Annotated in this window: 24 protein-coding genes, 1 tRNA gene and 1 rRNA gene; 5 read left to right on the top strand and 21 right to left on the bottom strand. The window is 44.9% G+C overall.

The window, feature by feature from the left end; all coding sequences use genetic code 11:
• Positions 1-6: 6 nt before the first annotated feature.
• The 10 genes from DMI82_RS13735 to eno all read right to left on the bottom strand — a co-directional run bounded on the left by DMI82_RS13735 (position 7) and on the right by eno (position 9,189).
• Positions 7-801 carry a phosphatidate cytidylyltransferase gene (locus DMI82_RS13735; RefSeq protein WP_015526783.1) on the bottom strand — a complete coding sequence of 265 codons (795 nt, stop codon included), beginning with the start codon at positions 799-801 and terminating at the stop codon, positions 7-9.
• A 3-nt stretch (positions 802-804) separates the two neighbouring features.
• Positions 805-1,512 carry an isoprenyl transferase gene (locus DMI82_RS13730; RefSeq protein WP_015526784.1) on the bottom strand — a complete coding sequence of 236 codons (708 nt, stop codon included), beginning with the start codon at positions 1,510-1,512 and terminating at the stop codon, positions 805-807.
• Positions 1,513-1,578: 66 nt separating this feature from the next.
• Positions 1,579-2,130, bottom strand: a complete 552-nt coding sequence (frr, locus tag DMI82_RS13725) for a ribosome recycling factor (protein ID WP_015526785.1) — start codon at positions 2,128-2,130, stop codon at positions 1,579-1,581.
• 44 nt (positions 2,131-2,174) lie between these two features.
• On the bottom strand, positions 2,175-2,870 hold the full coding sequence (pyrH, locus tag DMI82_RS13720) for a UMP kinase (protein ID WP_021976283.1): 696 nt from the start codon (positions 2,868-2,870) through the stop codon (positions 2,175-2,177).
• Between the two features lie 14 nt (positions 2,871-2,884).
• Complete coding sequence (locus DMI82_RS13715; protein WP_110103625.1) at positions 2,885-3,910, bottom strand: hypothetical protein; 1,026 nt, start codon at positions 3,908-3,910, stop codon at positions 2,885-2,887.
• A gap of 150 nt (positions 3,911-4,060) precedes the next feature.
• Positions 4,061-4,552 carry an acyl-CoA thioesterase gene (locus DMI82_RS13710; RefSeq protein ID WP_021652953.1) on the bottom strand — a complete coding sequence of 164 codons (492 nt, stop codon included), beginning with the start codon at positions 4,550-4,552 and terminating at the stop codon, positions 4,061-4,063.
• A 54-nt stretch (positions 4,553-4,606) separates the two neighbouring features.
• Entirely contained in the window at positions 4,607-5,077 is a 471-nt protein-coding gene (gene smpB / locus DMI82_RS13705) for an SsrA-binding protein SmpB (RefSeq protein WP_021652954.1), read from the bottom strand.
• Between the two features lie 11 nt (positions 5,078-5,088).
• Entirely contained in the window at positions 5,089-7,380 is a 2,292-nt protein-coding gene (rnr, locus tag DMI82_RS13700) for a ribonuclease R (RefSeq protein WP_110103624.1), read from the bottom strand.
• A 155-nt stretch (positions 7,381-7,535) separates the two neighbouring features.
• Positions 7,536-7,769 carry a preprotein translocase subunit SecG gene (gene secG, locus DMI82_RS13695; RefSeq protein WP_021652956.1) on the bottom strand — a complete coding sequence of 78 codons (234 nt, stop codon included), beginning with the start codon at positions 7,767-7,769 and terminating at the stop codon, positions 7,536-7,538.
• Between the two features lie 70 nt (positions 7,770-7,839).
• Entirely contained in the window at positions 7,840-9,189 is a 1,350-nt protein-coding gene (eno, locus tag DMI82_RS13690) for a phosphopyruvate hydratase (protein WP_110103623.1), read from the bottom strand.
• Positions 9,190-9,821: 632 nt separating this feature from the next.
• On the opposite strand from eno, the gene DMI82_RS13685 reads away from it, so the two are divergent.
• Positions 9,822-10,679: a polysaccharide deacetylase family protein gene (locus DMI82_RS13685; RefSeq protein WP_110103622.1), complete on the top strand. Its 858-nt coding sequence runs from the start codon at positions 9,822-9,824 to the stop codon at positions 10,677-10,679.
• Between the two features lie 177 nt (positions 10,680-10,856).
• Here DMI82_RS13685 and DMI82_RS13680 read toward each other — a convergent pair whose 3' ends face one another.
• Both DMI82_RS13680 and mnmA read right to left on the bottom strand, forming a co-directional pair.
• Entirely contained in the window at positions 10,857-12,164 is a 1,308-nt protein-coding gene (locus DMI82_RS13680; RefSeq protein ID WP_059086385.1) for an O-acetylhomoserine aminocarboxypropyltransferase/cysteine synthase family protein, read from the bottom strand.
• Between the two features lie 261 nt (positions 12,165-12,425).
• Entirely contained in the window at positions 12,426-13,514 is a 1,089-nt protein-coding gene (mnmA, locus tag DMI82_RS13675; protein ID WP_110103621.1) for a tRNA 2-thiouridine(34) synthase MnmA, read from the bottom strand.
• Positions 13,515-13,719: 205 nt separating this feature from the next.
• Between mnmA and DMI82_RS13670 the strand changes: the two genes are divergently transcribed.
• Positions 13,720-15,879, top strand: a complete 2,160-nt coding sequence (locus DMI82_RS13670; RefSeq protein ID WP_110103620.1) for a SulP family inorganic anion transporter — start codon at positions 13,720-13,722, stop codon at positions 15,877-15,879.
• A 32-nt stretch (positions 15,880-15,911) separates the two neighbouring features.
• On the opposite strand, the gene DMI82_RS13665 is transcribed toward DMI82_RS13670, so the two are convergent.
• Positions 15,912-16,787 (bottom strand): LysR family transcriptional regulator, encoded by an 876-nt coding sequence (locus tag DMI82_RS13665; RefSeq protein WP_110103619.1) that lies wholly within the window; start codon positions 16,785-16,787, stop codon positions 15,912-15,914.
• A 320-nt stretch (positions 16,788-17,107) separates the two neighbouring features.
• Between DMI82_RS13665 and DMI82_RS13660 the strand changes: the two genes are divergently transcribed.
• The gene (locus DMI82_RS13660) at positions 17,108-18,874 is read left to right on the top strand and encodes an ABC transporter ATP-binding protein (protein ID WP_110103618.1); all 1,767 of its coding nucleotides are present in this window, start codon (positions 17,108-17,110) and stop codon (positions 18,872-18,874) included.
• Positions 18,871-20,634, top strand: coding sequence for an ABC transporter ATP-binding protein (locus tag DMI82_RS13655; protein ID WP_110103617.1), 1,764 nt, complete (start codon positions 18,871-18,873; stop codon positions 20,632-20,634). Before DMI82_RS13660 ends, DMI82_RS13655 begins: the two co-directional genes overlap by 4 nt.
• Positions 20,635-20,833: 199 nt before the next feature.
• Here DMI82_RS13655 and DMI82_RS13650 read toward each other — a convergent pair whose 3' ends face one another.
• From DMI82_RS13650 to DMI82_RS13635, 4 genes are all read right to left on the bottom strand, one after another.
• The gene (locus tag DMI82_RS13650; RefSeq protein ID WP_021652967.1) at positions 20,834-21,526 is read right to left on the bottom strand and encodes a hypothetical protein; all 693 of its coding nucleotides are present in this window, start codon (positions 21,524-21,526) and stop codon (positions 20,834-20,836) included.
• Between the two features lie 98 nt (positions 21,527-21,624).
• Positions 21,625-22,923, bottom strand: coding sequence for a [FeFe] hydrogenase H-cluster maturation GTPase HydF (gene hydF, locus DMI82_RS13645; RefSeq protein ID WP_110103616.1), 1,299 nt, complete (start codon positions 22,921-22,923; stop codon positions 21,625-21,627).
• Positions 22,924-23,032: 109 nt separating this feature from the next.
• Positions 23,033-23,176, bottom strand: coding sequence for a maltose acetyltransferase domain-containing protein (locus DMI82_RS13640; protein ID WP_110103615.1), 144 nt, complete (start codon positions 23,174-23,176; stop codon positions 23,033-23,035).
• Between the two features lie 191 nt (positions 23,177-23,367).
• On the bottom strand, positions 23,368-23,646 hold the full coding sequence (locus DMI82_RS13635) for a hypothetical protein (protein WP_092070922.1): 279 nt from the start codon (positions 23,644-23,646) through the stop codon (positions 23,368-23,370).
• 77 nt (positions 23,647-23,723) lie between these two features.
• On the opposite strand from DMI82_RS13635, the gene DMI82_RS13630 reads away from it, so the two are divergent.
• Entirely contained in the window at positions 23,724-24,545 is an 822-nt protein-coding gene (locus DMI82_RS13630; RefSeq protein WP_015526816.1) for a Cof-type HAD-IIB family hydrolase, read from the top strand.
• 92 nt (positions 24,546-24,637) lie between these two features.
• On the opposite strand, the gene DMI82_RS13625 is transcribed toward DMI82_RS13630, so the two are convergent.
• The 4 genes from DMI82_RS13625 to DMI82_RS13610 form a co-directional block, all read right to left on the bottom strand.
• Positions 24,638-25,198 carry a flavin reductase family protein gene (locus tag DMI82_RS13625; protein WP_015526817.1) on the bottom strand — a complete coding sequence of 187 codons (561 nt, stop codon included), beginning with the start codon at positions 25,196-25,198 and terminating at the stop codon, positions 24,638-24,640.
• Positions 25,199-25,204: 6 nt separating this feature from the next.
• Entirely contained in the window at positions 25,205-25,774 is a 570-nt protein-coding gene (locus tag DMI82_RS13620) for an NUDIX hydrolase (protein WP_022426119.1), read from the bottom strand.
• Between the two features lie 208 nt (positions 25,775-25,982).
• Positions 25,983-26,055 (bottom strand) — tRNA-Asn (locus tag DMI82_RS13615).
• 240 nt (positions 26,056-26,295) lie between these two features.
• A 23S ribosomal RNA gene (locus DMI82_RS13610) occupies positions 26,296-26,413 on the bottom strand; the annotation flags it as partial.

Raw genomic sequence — 26,413 nt, 5'->3', positions numbered from 1 at the left:
TGTCTCCTAAATTCCAAGAATCATTTTTGCAAGATAGTAAATAACAGGGGCTGTGATGATCACACTGTCAAAACGGTCCAGGATTCCTCCATGGCCCGGGATCAGCTTTCCATAGTCCTTGATGTTCTGGTTTCTTTTGATCGCAGATGCAGCCAGATCACCCACCATGGAGATCAGAGCTCCAACTGCGCAGATCAAGGCATACTCAGCCATTTTTCCCTGTGTTGCTGCTGCATAAATCACTCCAAGAAGCGCCGCTCCCGCAACGCCTCCTACAGCTCCCTCGATGGATTTCTTCGGGCTTAAAACCGGCGCCATTTTATGCTTTCCGATAAGCATTCCCACACAGTAAGCACAGGTGTCACATCCCCAGGAGCACAGGAATATCAGCCATACCAGGAATTTTCCGTCCGGAAGGCTTCTGGTAAGATAGATAAAGGAAAGCATCACAGCAACATATACAACTCCAAAAAATGCTGCCATCACCTGTTCTGCATGGTATTTCGGATAACCGAATACATAAACAAACAGGATCAGGATCATACTGATGATGATCGCCATTGTTCCGTAATTTCCAAAATCAGCTTTCATGGCAATATAATAAAGCACTGCTCCAAGATATCCTACAAGTTCCAGCACAGTAACATGCTCATCGCTTACCTTCATTACCTTGTAAAGCTCTCTCATTCCGATCAGTGAAACAGCCAGAAGTGTAAAAAATAAGATCCAGCTTCCGGAAATGATAGTTGCCAGGGCAATAATGACAAGGACGATACCACTTATCAGTCTTGTCTTAAACATGATCTACTCCTCCTTGACGCCACCGTAGCGTCTGTCTCTCTGATTGTATTTCTCGATGGCTTTGATCAGCTCTTCTTTATTGAAATCCGGCCATGCAACCGGTGTAAAATAAAACTCGGAATAGGCAAGCTGCCAAAGCAGGAAATTGGAAAGCCGCTGCTCACCGCTTGTGCGGATCAAAAGATCCGGATCCGGTACACCTGCAGTATCCAGATAGCTCTCAATCGTATCTTCTGTAATGCCATCCGGCTCAACTTTTCCGTCTTTTACATCCTGTGCCATCTTCTGCATTCCACGGCGGATCTCATCACGGCTTCCGTAATTTAATGCCAGCTGAAAATAAATACCGTCAAAATCTTTGGAATATTCCTCCAGTTCCCGGACACTCTGCTGGATATCCGGTGCAAAGGCAGTAACATCTCCGATGACTTTCATCTTCATATTATTTTTCTTGGAAATCTTGATACATTTCTTAAGATAACCGCGGAACAGTTTCATCAGTGCTTCCACTTCTTCTCTGGAGCGTTTCCAGTTTTCTGTGGAAAAAGCGTAAACCGTAAGATATTTCACCCCAAGGTCTTTGATATCATAACAAATGTTTTCAAGATTGGCGCATCCCTTTACATGTCCGTAGGTTCTCGGCATTCCTCGTTCCTTTGCCCAACGTCCGTTTCCGTCCAGAATGATCGCGATATGATTTGGTACGTTCATAAATCTCCTCCATACAGAAAGAGAGCTTCTTCAAAGAAGCCCTCTCTATCCTCGTATTTCTTACAATTATACAGTCAGAATCTCTTTAGACTTGTTCTCGATCGCCTTGTCAACTTCCTTGATGTACTTATCTGTAAGTTTCTGGATCTGATCCTCAAGCTCTTTGATCTCATCCTCAGAAACATCCTGTTTTGCAAGTTTCTTAAATGCATCGTTGGCATCACGACGGATATTTCTTACTGCAACCTTGGCACCCTCGCCTTTTTTCTTAACGTCCTTCACCAGCTCTTTACGACGCTCCTCGGTAAGCTCCGGGAAAACAAGACGGATCATTTTTCCATCGTTGCTCGGGTTTAATCCCAGATCAGAGCAAAGGATCGCTTTCTCGATCGCTTTGATCATGCTGGATTCCCACGGCTGGATCTGGATCATACGTGCCTCCGGTACAGAAATGTTTGCAACCTGCTGGAGCGGAGTCGGTGCTCCATAATAATCTACGGTAAGTTTGTCAAGAATATGCGGGTTTGCACGGCCGGCTCTGATGGTTGTCAGCTCACTCTCCAAAGCATTCAGTGTTTTTCCCATTTTTGTTTCGTATACCTGAATTCTCTCATCCATTTCACATATCTCCCTGTATGGTTTTTTTTATTATTCCCTTTTGATCACACGGTTACCTTTGTTCCGGAGAACTTGCCATGTACGGTATTGACGATGCTATCCTTTTCATCAAGACCGAATACCAGCATCGGCATCTTCTGCTCCATACACATGATGGAAGCGGTAAGATCCATAGCTGCCAGCTTCTTTGCAACTACTTCATCGATGGAAATCTCATCATACTTCTTGGCATCCGGATTTACCTTCGGATCACTGTCATAGATTCCGTCAACAGCCTTGGCAAGAAGAATGGCATCTGCGCCGATCTCAACAGCACGAAGTACAGTAGCTGTATCTGTAGAGAAATACGGATGGCCGGTACCACCTGCAAAGAATACAACCTTTCCTTCTGCGAAGCTCTCTTCTACAGCATCCTTGGAATAAAGTGTGGTAAATGCACCACATACAAACGGGGTAAACACCTCTGTCTTAAGTCCCACATATCTGCAGATGTCAGACACATAGATACAGTTCATGATAGTAGCAAGCATGCCGATCTGATCCGCCTTGCTTCTGTCCATGGCTCCGCTGGTACGTCCTCTCCAGAAGTTTCCACCTCCGATCACGATACCAACCTGAAGTCCTTCATCCACGATCGTCTTGATCTGTTTGGCAACCTCTGTAACAGTTGCTTCATCAAAGCCTCTCTTCTGCTCTCCTGCAAGAGCCTCTCCGCTTAATTTCAGTAACACTCTTTTCATATGTTTATTCTCCTTTACCATACGCCGGATACAACTTCATTGCCGTCATTGTCAAAAGTTGTGGATACCGTAAACGTATCATAATAATAATAACCTGTCTTACCGGACTCCGGCTCGTCCTCATAATCACTGCCATTTGGGCTGCCACATGCATTCTCAAGCTCAGACATGGACTGACCGATATATCTTGCTGCTACAGATGCCGGATCATCCTCGCCGGATGGTGCTTCCGTAGGATCCGCATCGGAAGAATCAGAGGAAGCTGGTGCAGATGTTGGATCCGGTGTGGATGTGGAGTCCGAACTGCCGGACGAACTGCTGTCTGTACTGTCTCCATTATCATCAGAACTCTCCGGAGTCGGAGTCACAGCCGTACTGTCTGAAGAATCTGTACTGTCACTGTCACTTTCACTGTCATCCTCAATGCCAAGCCTTGCCTTTACATCCTTCAGGGTAGACACCTCCTTGGTGCTTCCGCTCGCCAGATATGTAGCATATGGAATTCCGTCTTCACCCTCACCATCCATGCACAGGCTCAGCTGTGAGATCGTCAGAAGCGGCAGCTGGCGGAAGAAACATTCATTCTGCTCTTCGTCAGTAAATGTGATCTTTACATCAAAGCTTGTTGCTGTATCTCCGTTATCGTCCTTCTGACTCTTCTCCATATAATAAACAGCCTTGTCGTTGGAAGCCAGTGTGAATTTACTATTTACAAGATCGCTTCCCCAGGTCTCATCACTGTCATCGCCATCATCTCTGGTAGGACGGACATAAATTGCAGAAATCGTGGAGTTCATCTTATTGGTAAATACAATACTGGTAGTGGTCTCACTCTTGGTTCCCATTACGTTCTTGATATTTGCTGTTTCATCCGTAGAGGTCTGCATCTCCACCACATCCGTTTTCGCAGCTTCCGTTACCGTCGGGGTTGCCGTTGCCTCCACCTTCTGCTCCGGTGCCACAGAGTTCTTCTTTCCGCAACCGGCTGCAAGCATGCTCGCTGCAAGAATTCCGGCAAGAATCAAATAACGTTTTTTCATTATATCTCCTCCATATAAAATGGTCCTATTCGCTGTCAGGTTTTCCTTTTCTATTATTACAGAGTATCACTTTCTTGTCAACCTGACCGTTCTGAATTTCACAGAATCTTTAGATATTTTAAACTATGTCAAAAATTGGAACAGCTGAGGTCAGAACCCGTTTTCCCTTCGCTGTCTGCGCATATCACGGCGCATTTTCGCAGCTTCATTCCGGGCTTTTTCCGCTTCTGTGGTAATGATCAGTTCCGGCACCTGGATCGGTTTCTGGTCTTCATCTACAGCCACCATCACAAAAAATGCCCGGTTTACAGTATGACGCATGCCATCCGGCTGTTCCACATACGTATCGATCTCGACCTCCATGGAAGTTCTTCCCACATAAGTCACATATCCCTTAAGTACTACGATCTCTCCCTCATAGATCGCATGCTTGAACTGAAGATTGTCCACTGCCGCAGTTACCACCCGATATGTCTCCGCATGACGCATAGCTACCACTCCGGCAACCTCATCCAGCCACTGCATCAGTGCTCCGCCAAAAAGTCTTCCGCCTCCGTTCAGATGCTGCTGCATGATCAGATGAACCTGCTCCGTCATCGATGCTTCTACCGTTTTTTTACGTCTTTCCTGTACCTCTGTCATTTCTCATTCCCCGCATTTTATCATACTTTTACTTTTTCAATTGAAACCAGTCGATCAATAAAGATTTTTTACTTTAAAGTCTCGCTCCGCTTCTCTTCTCTGATCCTTCTTTGCAATATCCTGGCGCTTGTCATAAAGCTTTTTACCACGTGCCATGCCAATCTCTATTTTTACCAGGCTGTCCTTGAAATAAACCTTCAGTGGTACCAAAGTCAATCCTTTTTCCTTTAATTTAGCTTCGATCTTATTGATCTCGTAACGATGCAGCAAAAGCTTACGCACACGAAGAGGATCTTTGTTAAAAATGTTTCCTTTCTCATAAGGAGTGATATGCATTCCATATACATAAACTTCTCCGTTTTCTACACGGACAAAGGCCTCCTTGATGCTGCATTTACCGGAACGTAAGGATTTCACCTCGGTTCCTGCAAGTGCGATCCCGGCCTCATAAGTATCCTCGATAAAATAATCATGAAAAGCCTTTTTATTATTTGCGATCAGTTTCATTCCTGTTTTTTTTGCCATTTCGCGCTCCCTCAGTCTTCCTCAGCCAGGACAAAATCCACGGTTTTCAGCATTTTATCCGCATCTGCCACACGGACACGGACCTTCTGCCCAAGACGGAAGATCTTTCCTGTCATGTCTCCCCGCAGTTCATATGCATCCTGGTCAAATACATAATAGTCATCTCGTAATGTATTGATATGGATCAGTCCTTCTACGGTATTCGGAAGCTCCACATAAAGTCCCCATCCTGTAACGCCGGAGATGATCCCCTCATACTCCTCTCCGAGATGATAGGACATATACTCTGCTTTCTTCAGCTTATCGGATTCTCTTTCCGCTTCGTCTGCACGCCGTTCGCACACACTGGACTGACGCGCCACTTCATCCAGGATCTCCTTGTAATGCTCGGTACGTCCTTCCCTTACCAGTCTGCCTCTCAGACGGTCATGGATGATCCTGTGGATCTGAAGATCCGGATATCTTCGGATCGGAGAAGTAAAGTGGCAGTAATACTTCGCTGCAAGTCCGAAATGTCCGCTGCATTCCGTAGTATATTTTGCCTGTTTCATGGTACGCAAGGTCAGTCGGCTGATCTGTGCCTCATTGGGCATTCCCTCAATACTTTCCAGGATCTCCTGGATCTCACCAGGCGTGATCTCCTGTCCGGATTTCTGTATGTTGACTCCTTCATTATGAAGAAGCATCAAAAGACTTTCAATCTTTTCCGGATCCGGATTTTCATGTGTTCTGTATACAAAGGGATAATCTCCGGTGCAGTATTCCTGTGCCACAGTTTCATTGGCAAGAAGCATAAAATCCTCAATGATCCTGGTTGCCACATTGGCCTCATAGGGCTGCACATCAATAGCTCTTCCTGCCGCATTCAGGATGATCTTACTCTCCGGAAAATCAAAATCAATGGAACCTCTTGTATGACGACGGCTGCGCAGGATCCCGGAAAGCTCTTTCATCAGGAAAAACATGGGGATCAGAGCTTCATAGCGTTTCTTCGCCACCTCGTCGGTATCCTCCAGAATATTTTTCACATCTGTGTAACACATACGCTCATCTACACGGATCACGGTTTCTGCAATCTTATGGGAAATCACCTTTCCTTTTTCATTAACATCCATCAGACAGCTTAAGGTCAGACGGTCCTGTCCCTGGTTCAGAGAACAGATACCGTTGGAAAGCCGCTCCGGGAGCATGGGAATGACACGGTCTGCAAGATAGACGGAGGTTCCGCGCTTCAGTGCCTCTCTGTCAAGGGCACTGCCGCCCTGAACATAGTTGCTCACGTCTGCGATGTGCACACCCAGATGGTAGATTCCATCCTCCTTTGTCAGGGAAATGGCATCATCCAGATCCTTTGCATCCTCACCGTCAATGGTAACTGTAACAAGATTTCTGAGATCCAGTCTTCCATCCAGATCCGCTTCCTGTACATGATCCGGCACACGGTCAGCCTGACGAAGTACTTTGTCAGGAAATACACTTGGTATGTTAAAGCTCTTCACAATAGCAAGGATATCTGTTCCAGGTGAACGTAAGTTTCCCAGCACCTCCGTGATCTTTCCTTCCGGCTTCCGGTTTCTGGAGCCGTAATCTGTGATCTCTGCAACTACCTTGTCTCCGTCCTTTGCTCCCATGGAGTTTTTTCTGGAAATAAAGATATCTTTGGAAAATTTGGGGTTATCACTGATCACAAAGCCATAATCACGGCTGCTCTGGTATGTTCCCACGATTGAAGGCATTCCCCTTTCCAGAATCTTCAGCACAACGCCTTCCTGACGTTTTCCCTCTTTATGTCCGTTCCGTACAAGGATCTGCACCTTATCCTGATGCATGGCGCTTCCCGTGTCATTTTCCGGAATAAAAATATCCTGTTCCTGACCCTCCACTTCCACAAAGCCAAAGCCCTTGTAATGGCCAATAAAAGTTCCCTCCATGAGGGTTCCGTCCTTCTCGGAGAAACGATATTCCTCATGATTCTTCTCTCTGCGTTCTCTTCCCTTACGGCCACGCTCCGGCTTTTCTGCCTTCAGAGCTTCTTTATTCTTTCGTCTGTCTCTGCGCTTGCCGGAAACCTTGCTGTATCTTCCTTTATTATCTACTTCAGCCTTGCCCTGGGCGCAAAGCTCGTCCAGCACGTCAAAAAGCTCTTTTTTCTCACTCTTATCCAGCTGAAGAAGAGATGCGATCTCACGCAGGCGCATGGGCTTATACAGCGGATCTCCCAGAAGCTCCATTATAAACTTTTTTCTTTTTTCAAAATTTTTCGATTTTTTCACATTTTCTCCTGTTTCATATTTATATTTCATTTTTAGCCTGTTATCATTCCGGAGGAAGGCTCACCCGTGCCCCTGTATCAACGCAAAAACACTCCTGCTGATTAACAAAAGAAGTCCCCATCCGAGTTTCTTCTGCATGCTAACGCAGCAAGAGTGTTACCAACTTCTGTTCTGCCCCTGGCAGATCAGATAATGTTCAGTACGATTGACAGTACAAAGAAAATAACTCCCATGATAATGGTACCTCTTACAAGACCACCTTCCATGGAACGGCCCTTATTCTTACCCCAGTAAGTATCAGCTACTCCGGCGATAGAGCCAAGACCCTGCTGCTTGCCCTCCTGCATCAGTACGACAACAGTCAGAGCGATACAATCTATTGCATAAATTACAGTCAGAATAATCTTCAAAATGTTCACGCGGTTACACCTCCTAATCAACTAGAGGTTATTTTACCATAGCTAAACCGGGATTTCAACCATTTTCCGTTTATTTTATGCAGGGCTTTTTCTGAGATTTTTTTGCAAAAGGATCTTTATATCTTCCAAGAGCTCCGAGCTGTTCGTGGATCCGCAGAAGCTGGTTATACTTGGCGTTCCGGTCCGAACGGCAGGGTGCGCCTGTTTTGATCTGTCCCGCCCCACAGGCAACTGCAAGATCTGCGATAAAGGAATCCTCTGTTTCCCCGGACCTGTGAGAGATCACTGCACGATACCCGGCATGCTGAGCCATCTCCACCGCATCCAGAGTTTCCGTGAGAGTTCCAATCTGGTTTACTTTAATAAGGATAGCATTGGCAACATCAAGTCCGATGCCACAGTGCAGCCGTTTGATATTGGTGACAAACAGATCGTCGCCTACCAGCTGGATCTTTTTTCCCAGGTGTTCCGTCAGATATTTCCAGCCTTCCCAGTCGTCCTCCCAGAGACCATCTTCAATGGAAACAATGGGAAATTTTTCCACCAGTTTTTCATAATACTCTGTCATCTCACCGGCATCCCGGTAGATCTTTTCTCCTTTCATGCGGCTCTCCCCAGGGAAAAAGTATACGCCCTTTTCCTCATCATAAAGCTCGCTGGAGGCTGCATCAATGGCAATGGTGATCTCTTCTCCTGGCTTATATCCTGCTTTTTCTATGGCATGAACGATCAGGGTAAGCACTTCCTCCGAATCTGAAAGATCCGGAGCAAAGCCGCCTTCATCTCCAACCGCTGTGGAGAGTCCTTTTTCCCGGAGAAGAAGCTTTAAGTGCTGGTAGACTTCCGCACACATACGGATACCCTTTTCCAGACAGCAAGCTCCTGTTGGCATGATCATAAACTCCTGAAGATCTACCGTATTGTCCGCATGCTTTCCCCCGTTTAAAATATTCATCATCGGTACCGGAAGCTGCATGGTATGGCAGCCGCCCAGATACTGATAAAGAGGAAGCCGAAGGGCCCCGGCTGCTGCGCGGGCTGCTGCCAGAGATACTGCCAGCGTGGCATTGGCTCCTGCACTGCTTTTGTTCTCCGTTCCGTCGGTTTCGATCAAAAGATGATCGATCCATGCCTGGTTCAGGGCATTCTCTCCGATAATGGCATCTGCCAGACGTGTATTGATATTTTCCACTGCTTTTTTCACACTCTGTCCCAGATATTCCTCCCGGTTTCCGTCCCGTAGCTCCACAGCCTCAAATTTACCTGTGGATGCTCCGGACGGCACCATGGCTCTTCCTGTGTATCCATTAATCCCCACAATTCCTTCACCTACCGTCACTTCCGCTTCCACTGTAGGATTCCCCCTGGAATCAAGGACCTGTCTTGCATGAACTTTTCGAACAGGCAGATAACGTAGCATAAGTTTTTCCCTCCTTGAAAATAATAATACTGTTTATGATCTCCTGCACTTTGTGATTCTCTTCTTATGTTCATAAAGGTATCTTGTCCGAAAAGGTTTTGGTCTATACCTTTTATCTGGTTTCGATATTATCTGATTTTTTTGTTGTTTTATTTTTATTATTTTTCTTTTTAAATATATTTTTATTATTTTTAAAATTTAGTGTTGACATTTTCCATTTTATCTGTTATAGTTTAACCATCAAATAAAACAAACGGAAAACAAAAAACTAAATCAAAAAGGAGCGTGAACCCACCGAAAACATAACTTACTTCCCATAATCTAAGAAAGAGAGGTACAGTCCACCAGAAGATTTAACGATTTTCCATTATAATTAAAACAAGGAGGTACGGACCACCGAGAACGTAAATTTTAATTCCGTATAAGTTTTAAATCTAAGAAATGAGAGGTATATTCCATTGGATAATGAAAATTAAAAGAGTCATCGGCAGAAGAAATCAATCGCTGATGACTCTTATTTTTTGCTTATTTTGACCTCTGTCTCACAGACATGATCTCATGATCTTCTGCTTTCATATCTTCTGCTTCGTGTTCATAAACATATTAATAACTCCATTTTCTCTGAGGTTCCCATGAAACAAAAACACATCTACCGTCTTATTTTTTTCTTTGTCATGGCTTTTGCTCTTGGCAGTCTTGTAGGAAAGATCTATTCTCATTTTACTTCCGACCCACGATCCGATCCGAATTCTACCAAAAACAGCCAGACCTCTTCTGCTTCTATGACATTCCAAAATGAAAACTGGGGGCTCGGTTTTCAGGAAGAAGGCAAACGGCCCACAGGAAATGCTTCTATGGAAGAATTAAAAAAATACAATGCCTGGTATGCAGCCGATAGCGATGAGAAAAAAATCTATCTTACCTTTGACGCAGGCTATGACAATGGAAATATGCCTGCCATTCTGAATGCCTTACATAAGCATCAGGTACATGCCACATTTTTTGTTGTGGGGACTCTGATCCGTGAAAAACCGGAACTGATCCGTGAGATCGTAGATGCAGGCCATACCATAGGCAACCACACCATGACACACCCGGATATGTCCGGCATCTCCACAAAGGAAGCCTTTCAAAAGCAGCTTGAAGATGTGGAGGTTCTTTATAAGGAAACCACCGGAAAAGAAATGACAAAATTTTATCGCCCGCCCCAGGGCATTTACAGCGTGGAAAATTTAGAGATGGCAAAAGAGATGGGATACCACACCTTTTTCTGGAGTCTGGCTTATGTGGACTGGTATCAGGATAAGCAGCCTTCGAAAAAAGAAGCTTTTGAAAAGCTTCTGGGACGGATCCATCCGGGTGCCATCGTGCTGCTGCATAGCACCTCTTCCACCAATGCTTCCATTCTGGATGAGCTACTGACAAAATGGGAAGAGATGGGATATACCTTCGGAACATTAGAAGAACTTGTGGCATCGGAATCCGCCTGAAAAAAATCGCACATGATCCATGCATCCTCAGTGCCATCGACACGGATCTTCCCACTTTTGAATTCTCCAGATAAGCACACAAAAAATCTGCCCCGGGACTATGTTCTCATATGTTCCGGAGCAGATTTTTCTGTGCTATTGATTTCAGAAAGTGTTCTTCTTATTTAATTGTCTTATTTACTGGACAGCCTTGAATGCCTCATCAAGATCCTGGATGATATCATCGATATTCTCAGTTCCGATGGAAAGACGGATCGTATTTGGCTTGATTCCCTGATCAAGAAGCTCTTCCTCTGTGCACTGGCTGTGTGTTGTAGTAGCCGGATGGATAACAAGGGATTTCACATCTGCAACGTTTGCAAGAAGTGAGAACAGCTCAAGGTTATCAATGAAATCTTTTGCCTTCTGTGCATCTCCCTTGATCTCGAATGTAAAGATGGAACCGCCGCCGTTAGGGAAATATTTCTTATAAAGCTCCTGCTGGCTTGGATCTGTGGATACAGACGGATGATGAACCTTCTCTACCTGCGGATGATCATTCAGATACTGTACAACCTTCAGTGCGTTCTCAACATGACGCTCTACACGGAGAGACAGTGTCTCAAGTCCCTGAAGGAAAATAAAGGAGCTCACCGGAGAAATTGTTGCTCCTGTGTCACGAAGAAGGATCGCACGGATCTTTGTAACAAATGCAGCCGGTCCGCATGCTTTTGTGAAGCTTACGCCATGATAGCTTGGGTTTGGCTCTGTAAGAGATGCAAATTTGCCGGATGCCTCCCAGTCGAACTTACCACTCTCTACGATCACACCACCGATAGTAGTTCCGTGGCCACCGATGAATTTTGTTGCGGAATGAACAACGATATCTGCGCCGTACTCAATTGGTCTTACGAGGTATGGTGTTGCAAATGTATTATCTACAACAAGCGGAATTTTATGTTTGTGAGCGATTTTTGCAAGAGCCTCAATATCTACAACATCAGAATTTGGATTTCCAAGAGTCTCAATATAAACAGCTTTTGTGTTCTCCCGGATCGCATTCTCCACTTCCTCGAGATTGAATACATCAACAAATGTTGTTGTGATTCCGTATGCCGGAAGCGTATGCTCCAGAAGGTTTGTTGTACCGCCGTAAATATTTTTGGCTGCTACAATGTGATCTCCCTGCTGTGCAAGGTTCTCGATCGTGTATGTGATAGCTGCTGCACCGGATGCTACTGCAAGTGCTGCGGAGCCACCCTCAAGTGCTGCGATCCTCTTCTCAAATACGTCCTCTGTCGGGTTTGTAAGACGTCCGTAAATGTTACCGGCATCTGCAAGTCCGAAACGTGCTGCTGCATGATCGCAGTTGCGGAATACATAGGAAGATGTCTGGTAGATTGGTACTGCTCTTGCATCTGTAACCGGATCCGGCTGTTCCTGTCCTACGTGAAGCTGTAATGTCTCAAATTTGAATTTTCTCTGATCTCTTGTAATTTTGCTCATGTGTTTGTCCTCTTTTCTTTTATTCTTATATTCGGTAAAATAGTAATTGCTTATCTTATAATCATCTGCTTATCAGCGACAACAACACATTCGCTTTTCTTCGATAAACACCCTTGTTGACTTCTGTAAAACCTTCATGATTTCCTCCTAATCATCACGTTGCTCACCTTGTTTTGTGTGCTCCGTTTTTTGATGATGCAATCATATCACCCTTTTCCTAGTATGTCAATGGGGTTTATCTATTTAGGTTCTCACCTTTATTTATGACTGGCTATAGATTTTATTTATAACGCCACCGCCTACAACCTCATCTCCGTCATACATCACCACAGCCTGACCTTTTGTGATAGCTCTCTGCGGTTCATCAAATTTCACATGAAGGATGCCATCCGGTGTCTGCCATGCAGTGGCAGGCTGCTCTTTGTGACGGTAACGGATCTTGGCAGTCACTCTTTTCGGCTCAGCTAAGCAGTCCACAGAGATCAGATTTACACTGTCTGCCTCCAGTTCACTACTGAAAAGATCTGCGTTGTCCCCGAGAACTACCGTATTGGTCTTCGGAGAGATCTCACAGACATAAAGACGGCTGGCCGCCGGAATGCCAAGGCCGCGGCGCTGGCCGATCGTGTAATGGATGATCCCCTTATGGCGTCCGATATAGTTTCCCTCTTTATCTACAAAATCACCCTCCGGTGTTTTTTTGCCTGTGTACTTCTCAATAAATTTCGCATAGTCGCCGTCCGGCACAAAGCAGATATCCTGACTGTCATGCTTTCTGGCATTGATAAAGCCATGTTTTTCGGCAATGACACGAACCTGGTCCTTCCGGAGACCTCCAAGCGGAAGCTTTACATGTGCCAGCTGTTCCTGGGTCAGCATATAGAGAACGTATGACTGATCCTTTGTATCGTCCGCTGCTTTTTTCAGAAGGTAGCGGTCCCGTTTCTCATCGTACTCCACTCTTGCATAATGTCCGGTTACAATATAATCGTAGCCGATCTCCTGCATGCGGTGAAACATTTTATCAAATTTCAGATATCGGTTACAGTCGATACATGGATTAGGGGTGCAGCCGTTTTCGTAGGCATCTACAAACCTGTCCATAACCTCTGTATGGAAATCTGCGGTAAAATTAAACACGTAGTAAGGCATATCCATCTGATAGGCTACGCTTCTGGCATCCTCAACATCGTCCAGGGAACAGCAGGTCTTTTCCCTGTGGACACCGATATCTTCGTTGTTGTAAAGTTTCATGGTAGCGCCGATGCACTCGTCACCGGATTCCTTTGTCAAAAGAGCTGCCACGGAGCTGTCTACACCGCCGCTCATTGCTATGATCGCTTTTTTCATTTATATCTTAACCTTTCCTGATGATTGATGATTTCTCAGCTTTGCAGCCTGTATTCTCTTACGGTTACTGCAATTTCGCATTTATTATAATATGGCAGTTATTCTTTGTCCACGATTTTTCACCCGGAACCTTTGCTTTGCTTCTTTCCTGCAGGCTCTCTTTGGTATATAATAGAAAATATTTTTCAGAAAAGGATGTGACTATATGAAGCTTTCCCTGTTTTCCACGCTGCGAGGATATCGGAAGGAATACCTTCCCAAAGATATTTTCTCCGGCATCATCATAGCAGCTGTTTCCATCCCTATCTCCATGGGATATGCCCAGATTTCCGGGATCCCGGCGGTATACGGACTGTACGGTTCTGTTCTGCCGATCCTTTTGTTTGCTCTATTTTCCACTTCAAGACAGTTTATCTTTGGAGTTGATGCGGCACCTGCTGCCATTGTAGGTGGTGCACTGTCTACTCTTGGCATTGCTGCAGAGTCAGAAGCTGCCATGGATTATGTTCCTGCCATCGCACTTTTTGCAGGTCTGTGGCTGTTTATCTTCTTTCTGCTTCACGCAGATAAGATCGTGGACTTTATCTCCACACCTGTTATGGGCGGTTTTATCAGCGGTATCGCAGTTACCATCATCCTGATGCAGATCCCGAAACTTATGGGAAGTCCTGCAGGATCCGGAGAGCTCCTGGAACTGGCAGAGCATATCTTTGCTGCTGCCAAAAATATCAGCTGGCTTTCCCTCTTCATGGGGCTTGGTGCTCTGGTGCTGATCCGCACATTTAAAAAGCTGGCGCCGAAATTCCCCATGGCTATCGTTATTATGGCTCTGGGTGTTCTTTCCACCGTTGTTTTTCATGTGGACGAAAAAGGCGTAGTCCTCCTGCAGTCTGTAGAACGTGGACTTCCCTCCCTGGTGATCCCGGATTTCGGAAATGTTGATCTGACCCAGGCGGCAGGCCGCGGTCTTATGGTTGCTGTTGTCATTATGGCAGAAACTCTTCTTGCAGAGAATACCTTTGCGTTCCGCAATGATTATAAGCTGAACGACCGTCAGGAAATCCTGGCCTGTGCCGCCGGAAATATTGCTGCCGCCGCAGTAGGCTGCTGCCCGGTAAACGGCAGTATCTCCCGCACCTCCCTCAATGAACAGTACGGTGGAAAATCTCAGGCGGTTTCCATCACTGCCGGGATCACCATGGCTCTGATCCTTCTTTTCGGCACCGGTTTTATCGGATATCTTCCGGTTCCTGTACTGACAGCCATTGTGATCTCTGCTCTGATGGATGTGGTGGAAACCCATCTGGCTGTACGTCTTTTCAAAGTAAGCCGTACAGAATTCTACATCTTCATGGCTGCCGGTTTCAGTGTGCTCTGTCTTGGAACCATTTATGGGGTTATCATTGGTATCCTGCTCTCTTTCGTAGCTGTGATCCTGAAGGCCACCAACCCGCCGCGCTCCTTCCGTGGTATGATCCCTGGAAGAGATGCTTATTTTGATCTGTCCAAAAACCGTTTCGCCTACCCTATTAAGGGCGTTGTGATCTACCGTTTCAGTGAAAACCTGTTTTTTGCAAATATAAAGATTTTTCAGGAAGATATTGAGAACAGCATCCGAAAAGACACCAGGGTAGTGATCGTAGATGCCAGTGCTATCAACAGCATTGATGTCACAGCAGCAGACCGTCTGGATGCCATCTCCGCAAGCCTGAAAAAACGTGGGATCCGTTTTTACCTCACAGAGCATTCCACCCAGATCAATGACCAGCTGCGTCAGTTCGGCATCGGTCATATGATCAAGGACGGTATGGTCCGCCGTACCATTCTTGCTGCTCTGCATGACGCAGGGATCGAAGCCCCTTATGAACTGGATGTTCCAAAGGAAGACGAGACAAAGCTTCTGCGCCGCAGTATCGCTTTTCTTCCGGCAGAGGAAGAAAATACCCTGGAAGAGTTCGCCTGGGCTTTTGGTGATGATGCAGTAAAAGAGATCGAAGAATCTGTCCATCACATTATTGAACAGCTGCATCAGATCCCGGATATCCAACGTCTCTCCGAAGAAGGTCTGGAAGAGCTTCTGGATAACTGGCATGGGCTGGGTGTTCTGGATGAGGATGAACTGCTTCGAAGAATTGAATTACATATGGATGAGCTGCCTGAGGAATTAACTTCCGACCGGAAACTGATCCTTCATCTTCTGGAAAAGCGCCGTGGCAAGCTGAAAGAAAAAATCCTTGCCGAGCATCCGGAAGTCCTAGAACGGCTGGAACAGCGCCGGAAAAAGCTGGAAGAACGGCTGGAAAAGCAGAATCCGGAAGCTGTTCAGAAATGGAAGCACTGGAAGGAAGAGCATCTCAAAGACTGATTTCTGCGTACATCCCCTTTCCAGGTCCATGATCAGATTGCAGGGTTTCCTGCATATTTCTCACAGATATTGATAAAATCCTGCATCACGGCAGAAGGCCTGCGATCCTTTTTCCAGGCAAGAAGGATCCTGGTCTTCAGCTTCTCTTCTTCAATGATCCGGATCGGAAGATCTGTACAGAGATCTTCCATGGATCTTGGAAAAACGGCGGTTGCAAGACCTTCCTGCACCCAGAGCATGGCGTCTCTGGGATCATCGCAGACACAGAAAATATCCGGCTGAAGATTTTTTTCTCCAAAAGCTTTCATCAGAAATTCTTCGTACCGCCGGTAAATAATGAGAGGGCGTCCGGTCAGCTCTTTAAGGCTGATGCCCTCTTTTTTTGTCTCATTTTCCGGGATCTCCGGAGGAAGGACCGCGATCATGGGTTCCTCATCCAGTTCCAGATAATTTAAACCTTCCAGCTTGATAGGTGTACGCACTACCGAAACATCAATGATCCCATCCATCAGATAATTCAGAAGTGTAAAGGTGATCGCATCCCTTACCTCAAAGTTTACATCACAATTTTCCCTGGAAAATCTGGAAATATAAGGCATAATGGTGGTCACTGTGGTTGGCGTGATCCCGATACGTAAAACCTGTTTTTTCCCTGCTTTGGATACTTCCAGTTCTGTGGAACGAACGTAGCTCAAAATGTTCTCTGTCCTGTCATAAAGAAGCTTTCCGGCTTCTGTCAGTGTCACGCCTGCCCTGGTCCGCTCAAAAAGCTTCACCTTCAGCTCTGCTTCCAGCTGCTTGATCTGATAGCTCAGCGGCGGCTGGGACATGTTCAGTCTCCTTGCGGCTTCATTGATGCTTCCTGTTGCTGCGATCTCATGAAAATATTCCAGCTGTCTGATTTCCATATATAAATCCTTCTTTCTTTATCTGATATATAACACAGGCAAAACCCATCTACTGCTTATTGCTTTTCGCTGTCCCACAGAGTACTTTCTTAATTCGGTTAAGAAATACTATATCTGCAATACTTTGTAAATACTATGAATATCTTTCCCACGCAATTATCCGAAAAACCATACTTCTATCATCCCACAGATTTCCGTCCCAGGCAATAGCAAAATTATATTATCATACATTAAAAACAATATTATACGTATTATCTCCATAGGAGTATAATAACAGAGGTTTATTATAGAAAAATAAGGAAACGGAGGAAGAAAAAGAAATGCGAACACTTGCAAAATATCTTCAAAACTACAAAAAAGAAAGCGTTCTGGCTCCTTTTTTCAAGTTTCTGGAAGTTGTATTTGATCTGCTGGTGCCTGTCGTCATCGCCCAGATCATCGATGTGGGAATTGCAAATAATGACCACGGCTATATCGTTCAGAAGTTTTTTATCCTGATACTGATGGCTGCTGCAGGACTTGCAGTCAGCATTACTGCACAGTTTTTTGCTGCAAAAGCCAGCGTAGGCTTTGCCACAGAAGTGCGTCAGGCTGTATTTGACCATATCCAGAAGCTTTCCTATACGGAGCTGGACACCCTTGGCACTGACACGCTGATCACCCGTCTTACAGACGATGTCAATCAGGTACAGAACGGAGTAAACATGGGACTCCGTCTTCTTCTTCGAAGCCCGTTTATTGTTCTAGGCTCTATGGTAATGGCTTTTACCATCAATGTGCGCTGTGCACTGATCTTCGCAGTTGCCATTCCGGTACTGTTCCTGGTTGTCTTTGTGATCATGTTTTTAAGTATCCCGCTTTTCAAAAAAGTACAGGGACGTCTGGATTCCGTCACCCGTCTTACCAGAGAAAACCTGACCGGTGTCCGTGTGATCCGTGCATTTTGCCGTGAAGCTGATGCCGTTGCGGAGTTTGACGAAAGCAATCTTGCACTTACCAGACTGAACGAATTTGTCGGAAAAATCTCTGCACTTTTAAATCCTGCAACTTATGTACTGATCAATATCGCAACAGTAATCCTGATCCGGACTGCAGGTGTACAGGTAAACCTCGGAAACATGCAGCAGGGTGAAATAGTTGCTCTTTACAACTATATGGCACAGATGATCGTAGAACTGATCAAGCTTGCGTCCCTGATCATCACCCTGAACAAATCCATGGCCTGTGCGGATCGCGTTGCCGGAATCCTGAAAGTCGATTCCACCATGACTTACCCGGACAAAGCTTCCTTACCGACTGCGGAAAACAGTGACTATGCAGTTGCCTTTGACCATGTGAGTTTCTCCTATGCAGGAACTGGCGCACCTAGCCTTTCTGATATCACTTTTTCCGCAAAAAAAGGCTCTACGATCGGAATCATCGGCGGTACCGGAAGCGGTAAATCCACTCTTGTGGATCTGATCGCCCGTTTCTACGACGCAACCTCCGGAGTCATTACCCTCGATGGTCAGAATATACAGACCTATTCCAGGCAGGAACTCAGGGAAAAAATCGGCGTAGTTCCTCAAAAAGCAGCACTTTTCCAGGGAACCATCCGCGATAACTTAAGCTGGGGACGGGAAGATGCCACGGACGAAGAAATGTGGGAAGCACTTACCACCGCTCAGGCTCGTGAAATCGTAGAGAAAAAGGACGGTCAGCTGGATTTCCGTCTGGAACAGAACGGCCGGAATCTTTCCGGTGGCCAGCGTCAGAGACTTACCATTGCCCGCGCCCTTGTGAAAAAACCAGAGATCCTGATCCTGGATGACAGTGCCAGTGCTCTTGACTTTGCCACAGATGCGGCACTTCGGAAATCCCTTCACCAGCTTGGTGGAAACACCACCACCTTCCTGGTATCCCAGAGAGCCGCCAGCATCCGCCAGGCCGATCTGATCCTGGTACTGGATGACGGTCAGCTTGCCGGAAAAGGAACCCATCAGGAGCTGATCTCTACTTGTAAAACCTACCGTGAGATCTTTTTCTCACAGTTCCCGGAAGAGCGTACCAAATATGAAAAAGCGACTGGAAAGGAGGTCCTGTCATGAGTAAAACAGATACAACCGCCAAAAACAAAAACAGCATGGCAACCTTTTTCAAGGTACTACGTTTCATTGGAAAATACCGTTTTCTTCTCGTATTAAGTGTGATCCTGGCAGCAGTCACTGTAATTTTGCAGCTGTATGTCCCCGTACTTTTTGGTTATGCCATTGATGAGGTCGTTGCTGCCCACGAAGTTAATTTTACAAGAATGGGATTCTATCTTTCCCGTATTCTTGTCATGATCGTATTTTCCGGCATTGCCACCTGGATCATGAGTGTCATCAACAACCGTATGACCTACCGCACAGTACAGGATATCCGTGCAAGATCCATCCGCCATATCCAGAAGCTTCCTCTGTCCTACCTGGACGGACACAGCACCGGTGATATCATCAGCCGTGTCATCGCAGATACGGATATTCTTTCCGATGGTATGCTCCTTGGATTTACACAGCTGTTTTCCGGTGTCATCACCATCATCGGAACCCTGCTCTTCATGTTCTCCAAAAATGTGTGGATCACTCTGATGATCATTGTCCTGACACCTGTAAGCTTTTTTGTGGCGAAATTCATCTCCTCCCATTCCTTCCAGATGTTCCGTGCGCAGAGTGATGCCCGTGGACGTCAGACTGCACTGATCGAGGAAATGATCGGAAATCAGAAAGTGGTTCAGGCCTTTGGTTACGAAAATCGTTCTTCCGAACGTTTTGCTGCGATCAATGAAGAACTCCGTGATGCCAGCCAGAAGGCTGTTTTTTACAGCAGCCTCACCAACCCGTCCACACGATGTGTCAACAACATCATTTACGCAGGTGTAGCTCTTGCAGGTGCCTTTCTGATCCCGGGCGGTCATCTGACTGTCGGTGGACTTTCCGTACTGCTGGCTTATGCAAACCAGTATATGAAGCCCTTCAACGATATCAGCTCCGTGATCACAGAGCTTCAGAACGCTCTGGCATGCGCTACCAGGATCTTTGATCTTCTGGAGGAAGAGCCAGAAAGCCCGGATCCGTCCGGAACTCTTGTCGATGTAAAAGGTGCAGTGGATATCCAGAATGTTTCCTTCCGCTACGAAGCGGACAAACCTCTCATTAAAAACTTTAATCTTCATACAGAACCAGGCAGACGTATTGCCATCGTAGGCCCTACCGGTTGTGGCAAGACAACTTTTATCAACTTGCTGATGCGGTTCTATGACGTCACCGGTGGAAGTATTTCCGTGGACGGAACCCCCATCACCGATGTTTCCAGACATGCCCTCCGCGGAAGCTATGGCATGGTTCTCCAGGATACCTGGATCAAGCATGGAACTGTCCGTGACAACATCTGTATCGGAAAGCCGGATTCTTCTGATGAGGACGTGATCCAGGCAGCTAAAATGTCCCACAGCTGGGAATTTATCCGCCGTCTTCCAAATGGCCTGGATACCATTCTTTATGAAGACAGCTTAAGTCAAGGACAAAAGCAGCTTCTCTGCATCACCCGTGTCATGCTGTGTCTGCCGCCAATGCTGATCCTTGACGAGGCAACCTCCAGTATTGATACCCGAACAGAAATGCTGATCCAGGAGGCATTTGACCGGATGATGCAGGGGCGAACAAGCTTTATCGTTGCACACCGTCTTTCTACCATCCGCAATGCAGATGAGATTCTTGTCATGAAAGACGGAAGCATCATCGAGCAGGGAGGCCATGAAGAGCTTATGGCAAAAGGCGGATTCTATCAGAAGCTTTATAACAGCCAGTTTGTGAAGGTTTCTGAGTAATATAAGCTGATTTTAACCGAATCAGGCAACTGGCTAAATGCGGATCGCAAATATCCGCCTGACTTAAAATTCTCCGGAACACAGATTTTCTGTACCGGAGAATTTTTTTATACTGTATCAATGATATAAAAAAAATAAACATCTCCATATGATATCTATTTTGATATCCAGGATGATGTCTATTTTTATAAAACTATATTCAGCTCTTTTTATATTTTGTCCGAAGAAGCCATTTCTGATCGATCACTTTCAGTTCTTCTCCAAAACGGATGTGAAGCCTTACAGAACCCGGAAGCTGCTCTACATGCTCAATATTTCCGGTTCCGAATTTCGGATGACTGACATCCTCTCCGATCTCATAGCGTACAATACTGTTCTGAGTATTCCTGTGCTGCTGCTCTCTTCTGTAAGTATCCCGCACCGTTACAGTACGGTCATGGATCGGGCTTCGGAGTTTTTTCTCATAGTTGTGTTTCATCAGAGCTTCCCCTGCCTTATAATATGGCGTTGGTGCCGCACCAGTCAGGGAACAGCAGTATTTCCAGGCGCTTCCGTGGGTTCCGTGCTGCCACTGATACTCTGAGGGAATGTGAAAATTATACTGCATATAGTGGGCATATTCATGTTTGTAAAGATCCAGTCGGTCTTCTTTTTTCAGAGGATTTTTTACCGCATAGCCAATAAACAGCAGAGAAAAATGGAAATGCTCTTTTTCGTGGCAGCTGCCTCTTGTATAAGATCCCAGCAGATCCGGCTCCATGCCAAAAGTTATAGGGATCTTTGCTCCGTTAAGATGAAATTTTTTATCGAATTCTGCATAGAGACTTCGGATCTGAGCTGTAAGTATTGGAATTTCTTTCTGCAGGGCCTGTGAAAGTGTCTGATCGATCATTGTATCTGCAACTCCTTATCGTCACCTTTTGCAAATTTATAAAATGAACAATCGCTACTATATCATTTTTCGGAAAAAATGTAAACACCTGAAAAAAATTACTGTTCCAGTTCTTTCCTCACATCCGGGAACATTTCCACACAACGTTTCAGGATTCCCTGCATGTAGGCAATGGCAATTCCGTAATTGGTGATAGGAATCTCCTGATCCAATGCACATTTCTGACGGTAACGCATTTCTCTCTCATTAAGCATACATCCGCCACAATGCACGATCAGACTGTACTTCGTCACATCCTCCGGGAAATCTCTTCCGGAGGAATACTCAAATTCCAGCTCTTTCCCCGTATAATTACGGATCCAGCGTGGAAGCTTGACTGTTCCGATATCATCACACTGCCTGTGGTGGGTACATCCCTCTGAGATCAGGATCTTGTCACCGTCTTTCAGCCGGTCCAGTGCTGCTGCCCCAGCTGCCGCTGTCTTTAGATTTCCTTTAAATCTGGCAAACAGAATAGAGAATGAAGTAAGCCAGATGTCTTCTGGAGTTTCTTCACTGACTCTGGCAAAGACCTGGCTGTCTGTGATCACAAGCTTTGGTTTTTTCCCCAGGGTTTCCAGTGTATTGGAAAGCTCATCCTCTTTGATCACGATGGCTGCTGCTCCGGCTTCCAGCACATCACGGATCGTCTGCTGCTGCGGAAGGATCAGACGCCCTTTTGGTGCAGCTTTATCTATGGGAACTACAAGAATCGCAAAATCTGATGGTTCAAGGAGATCCCCTACCAGACGCAATTTCAGTTCATCCGTTACTGCCAGAGAAGCGATCTTTTCTTTCAATTCGTAGATATTCTGACCGGTGGCGGCGCTGGCATAAATAGATTGCTCTGTGTTCTGGTTTTCATGATCCTGTTTCTGGCTGACATTGCTCTCTTTGACCGCACCATGGGTATTCCGGTTTAAGTTATTATCTGAAGAAAGCCGGTTCCCATCTTTTGTTTTCAGCAGATCTGCCTTGTTATAAACAACCAGATATGGAATCTCCTTCTCTTTAAAAATATGGATCAATTCTTCATCCACACTGGTTTTTCCCACAGTGGCATCTACTACAAGAACTGCTACATCCACTCTGTTCAGCACCTGTTTCGCCTTGCGGACGCGAAGTTCTCCAAGATGTCCTTCATCATCAATACCTGGTGTATCTATGATCACCACCGGGCCCATAGGGAGTAGTTCCATGGCCTTACTTACCGGATCTGTAGTAGTTCCCTTTACATCGGATACCACAGCCAGCTCCTGGCCTGTCACCTTATTTACGATACTGGATTTTCCTGCATTTCTTCTGCCAAAAAAACCGATATGTACACGGTCTGCTGACGGTGTTTCATTCATTCCCATAATTTATCCTCTTTTCTTTCAGCATCAGACAGGTCCTCATCCATTCCTGTTCCTATCAACCTGCTTCTTTTTGATTTTTCAAAAGCCGGACATTCCTTCCACTCTTATATCATAGTGTAGTATCTCTTTCAGCATTTCTTTTATCCAACTGTGTGGGACGTGTCATATTGAAATCATAAAGTCGATCCAGCTTTTTGATCTGATCCTGGATGATCTCATCATCATTAGGAAGATATAGCTCTCCTATATGCATTTTTTCTCATTGAGCGCATGTCAGCACCTCCTTTTTTGCGTTTTTACAAAAATGATATTTTTTATGTTATCATATCCTATATTCACCTACAAGCATGAATTTTCTGAATAATCCGAGGTTTTTTCGTGAATCTGTTATATTTATATATAATCTGCAGATTTATCTTCTGTCAACAGATTTCTGTATTTTTGCTATTCACAAAATCTTCCACCCTGTCGGATCACTTTATTTTTCTGCTCCGTTTCCAATTCTTCGTCGGTAAAGATCAACTGGTACTCACTGACATCATTATATTTTATGAGATTTTTTTTGCCAAACTTGGTATGGTCCGCCAGAAGATAGCTTTCCTCTGCATTGGCATACACGCAGCGTTTCACAGCTGCTTCGATCTCTCTAGTGGCCGATGCTCCAAAAGAGGCATCTACTGCACTGGCTCCAAAAAAAGCTTTGTCATAATGAAATCTGGATATATTTTTATTTTGTTATTTATGTGCTATTTTATATACAGAAACACCTATACTCATCTTTTACAGAAAGGATCTCGAATATGAAACCATTATCTTCATTTAAGCCACAGGCTGTTTTCAGCGATATTGACGGCACTTTACTAACCTCAGAACATGTGGTATCTCCGCTGACTAGTTCCGCCATTCATACTTTGACAGATCAGGGCGTTCTATTTACTATTTCTTCAGCACGAAGCCCTTCCGGCATCCGTCCTATTATTAAAAAAAATGATTTCCATTGTTGTACCATTGCATTCAGTGGTGCACTAATCCTGGATGAAGATCAAAATATCCTTTACGAAAAAGGAATAAGCATTTCTGACGCTTCCAAAATCATTGATGTGATCGAAAAAAAATGTCCTCACGTGACCTGGAATGTTTTTACCTCAGAAGACTGGATCGTAAAAGACCGGACAGACCCTCATGTGATCCATGAAGAAACGGTTGTGGAAACTACCTCTATAGAGGGATCCCTTCAGTCTCTCTCAGATACGCTTATGGTAGATAAAATCCTGTGTATGTGCGATTCTGAATATATGTCACCGTCAGAAACACTTCTTCGCAAATATTTTCCGGAATTATCTATTGCAAGATCTTCCGATTCTCTTCTGGAGATCATGGCTGGCGGCATAAACAAAGCGGAAGCTGTAAAATATCTTTGTGATCTTCGAAAAATCCCTCTTACCAGTACTATTGCATTCGGAGATAATTATAATGATCTGGAAATGCTGGAGGCAGTAGGATGTGGAGTTTTGATGGGAAATGCACCTTCTGAGCTGCAAAAACATTTCTCTTTTGTAACAAAGAGTAATGATCAGGACGGGATTTTTCAGGCCTTTAAAGAATTGGGAGTTCTGAATTAAAGAATATTTATAACAAATAGAAAGTCTCTTCCAGAAGATAATTTTTTATCTGTACCTGTGAAAGAGACTTTCTGTATTTCAGTAGATATTATTTATTTCAGTGCCGTTCCGGCTTTAAAAGCATCGCCGACTTTTTCGCCAAGACGGATATATGCATTGTTGAACGGATCAAAAGTGATCGGTGCTGCTTTTGCAACATCTACGTTTCCATTTTCATCCAGAACGCTCTCATCCACGCTGACATTTACGATCTCACCGATCAGCCGGCAGGTGTCTTTGTCATAGCTTTTCAGCTTACATTCTATACAGATTGGAAGCTCTTTGATAATAGGTGCATCTACTTTTTCAGATTTTTCTGCTGTAAATCCGGCTTTTACAAATTTATCCGGCTCTTTGTTTCCGGAAACAATTCCTACATAGTCGCAGGCTGTCATATGCTCCACATCTGCCATACTTACTGTAAAAGCGCCTTTTTTCAGGATGTTTTCAGTTGTTTTATGATTTTCACTGACACAGATGGAAATTTCCTTATCATCGCTGATTCCTCCCCAGGCTGCATTCATAACATCCGGTTTTCCATCCTCACCATATGTAGCGATCATTAATACCGGCTGTGGATAAGTGTAAGGCTTTGCTCCGAAATCTTTTCTCATGATCTTTCACTCCTTTATTGTATTGCCGTTACTTTTTATAAATTGACGTACAAGCTGCAGACCTCCCAGCGGAACACAGAATTTATCTCTGTGCTGACTGCATTGCTGATACGTTTCTTCCAGATCAAACCACTGTACCTCTTCTACTTCTTCCTTTTGAAGTGTAAGATGATTGATCTCTACCGGGTGATCGTAGATATAAACAAAAGCGATTTCTTCATCCCGGAATATTTTTCCATGAAATTCTCTGGCAAAAGATATGGGGAATTTTCCTGCAAACTGCAGATCAGCTGATTCCGCATGGATTCCCAGTTCTTCTTTCAGTTCCCGTAATGCCGATTCCATTGGTTCATCTCCCGCCTGTATGTGACCTGCAGATGAAGTATCAAATTTTCCAGGAAAGGAGTCCTTGTTTCTGGATCTTTTCTGAAGAAGGATCTCTGTTTTTTCATTCCTCCGACGGATGATCCAGATATGAGCAGTACGATGAGGGATTCCTTCTGCGTGAGCAATACTCCGTTCTACGATCTTTCCAGTGGGATTTCCGTTTTCATCTATGATATCAAATAATTCCATTTTTCTGCTTCTTTCTCATAAATTATTCTTTCTTAACCAAACCAATTTCATTCTAGCATGATTTCGAAATAGTTTCCAGTCTGTTATCAGAAAACATTCTATAGGGGATTACTTGATTCGGTCAAATATTACGATATATATAACGGATATTTATACAAACATATAAAAAGTGCCTGTAAACAATTCCTTGTTTACAGGCATAAAAAAACTCCCCCTGTTGGACTCGAACCAACGACACTGCGGTTAACAGCCGCATGCTCTACCGACTGAGCTAAGGAGGATTACTTAAATATTTAATTAAGGTTTGTACCTTAAAAACTACATACATGCCTGTTGATCGTTAATCAAACTCTTTGAATCAATTCTAACCTGCGTACCGATACTCCAGCGGTGGTCATCTCACGACTCCGTCGTTCGATGTCATTTGCTTCGCAAATGTTCAGTCTGTACCATAAATGGTTCTCCACAAGCAAGCTTGTTCCGCCCCATTTCTGTTACATCCTGTCCGCTTCCTCGGCTTGTTGGTCAAGCCCTCACCCGATTAGTAACAGTCAGCTCCATGTGTTACCACACTTCCACCTCTGCCCTATCTACCTCGTCGTCTTCAAGGGGGTTTACTTCACTAAGAATGGGATATCT

The organism is Blautia sp. BCRC 81119 (genome assembly GCF_003184505.1).
Taxonomy (GTDB): domain Bacteria; phylum Bacillota; class Clostridia; order Lachnospirales; family Lachnospiraceae; genus Blautia_A; species Blautia_A fusiformis.
The sequence above is the reverse complement of the archived record's forward strand: the minus strand, read 5'-3'. Positions and strand labels throughout refer to the sequence as shown.

Coding starts and splice junctions, on each gene's coding strand:
- DMI82_RS13735 (WP_015526783.1), bottom strand. CDS start 801: ATGTTTAAGACAAGACTGATAAGTGGTATCGTCCTTGTCATTATTGCC.
- DMI82_RS13730 (WP_015526784.1), bottom strand. CDS start 1,512: ATGAACGTACCAAATCATATCGCGATCATTCTGGACGGAAACGGACGT.
- frr (WP_015526785.1), bottom strand. CDS start 2,130: ATGGATGAGAGAATTCAGGTATACGAAACAAAAATGGGAAAAACACTG.
- pyrH (WP_021976283.1), bottom strand. CDS start 2,870: ATGAAAAGAGTGTTACTGAAATTAAGCGGAGAGGCTCTTGCAGGAGAG.
- DMI82_RS13715 (WP_110103625.1), bottom strand. CDS start 3,910: ATGAAAAAACGTTATTTGATTCTTGCCGGAATTCTTGCAGCGAGCATG.
- DMI82_RS13710 (WP_021652953.1), bottom strand. CDS start 4,552: ATGACAGAGGTACAGGAAAGACGTAAAAAAACGGTAGAAGCATCGATG.
- smpB (WP_021652954.1), bottom strand. CDS start 5,077: ATGGCAAAAAAAACAGGAATGAAACTGATCGCAAATAATAAAAAGGCT.
- rnr (WP_110103624.1), bottom strand. CDS start 7,380: ATGAAATATAAATATGAAACAGGAGAAAATGTGAAAAAATCGAAAAAT.
- eno (WP_110103623.1), bottom strand. CDS start 9,189: ATGCTACGTTATCTGCCTGTTCGAAAAGTTCATGCAAGACAGGTCCTT.
- DMI82_RS13685 (WP_110103622.1), top strand. CDS start 9,822: ATGAAACAAAAACACATCTACCGTCTTATTTTTTTCTTTGTCATGGCT.
- DMI82_RS13680 (WP_059086385.1), bottom strand. CDS start 12,164: ATGAGCAAAATTACAAGAGATCAGAGAAAATTCAAATTTGAGACATTA.
- mnmA (WP_110103621.1), bottom strand. CDS start 13,514: ATGAAAAAAGCGATCATAGCAATGAGCGGCGGTGTAGACAGCTCCGTG.
- DMI82_RS13670 (WP_110103620.1), top strand. CDS start 13,720: ATGAAGCTTTCCCTGTTTTCCACGCTGCGAGGATATCGGAAGGAATAC.
- DMI82_RS13665 (WP_110103619.1), bottom strand. CDS start 16,787: ATGGAAATCAGACAGCTGGAATATTTTCATGAGATCGCAGCAACAGGA.
- DMI82_RS13660 (WP_110103618.1), top strand. CDS start 17,108: ATGCGAACACTTGCAAAATATCTTCAAAACTACAAAAAAGAAAGCGTT.
- DMI82_RS13655 (WP_110103617.1), top strand. CDS start 18,871: ATGAGTAAAACAGATACAACCGCCAAAAACAAAAACAGCATGGCAACC.
- DMI82_RS13650 (WP_021652967.1), bottom strand. CDS start 21,526: ATGATCGATCAGACACTTTCACAGGCCCTGCAGAAAGAAATTCCAATA.
- hydF (WP_110103616.1), bottom strand. CDS start 22,923: ATGGGAATGAATGAAACACCGTCAGCAGACCGTGTACATATCGGTTTT.
- DMI82_RS13640 (WP_110103615.1), bottom strand. CDS start 23,176: ATGCATATAGGAGAGCTATATCTTCCTAATGATGATGAGATCATCCAG.
- DMI82_RS13630 (WP_015526816.1), top strand. CDS start 23,724: ATGAAACCATTATCTTCATTTAAGCCACAGGCTGTTTTCAGCGATATT.
- DMI82_RS13625 (WP_015526817.1), bottom strand. CDS start 25,198: ATGAGAAAAGATTTCGGAGCAAAGCCTTACACTTATCCACAGCCGGTA.
- DMI82_RS13620 (WP_022426119.1), bottom strand. CDS start 25,774: ATGGAATTATTTGATATCATAGATGAAAACGGAAATCCCACTGGAAAG.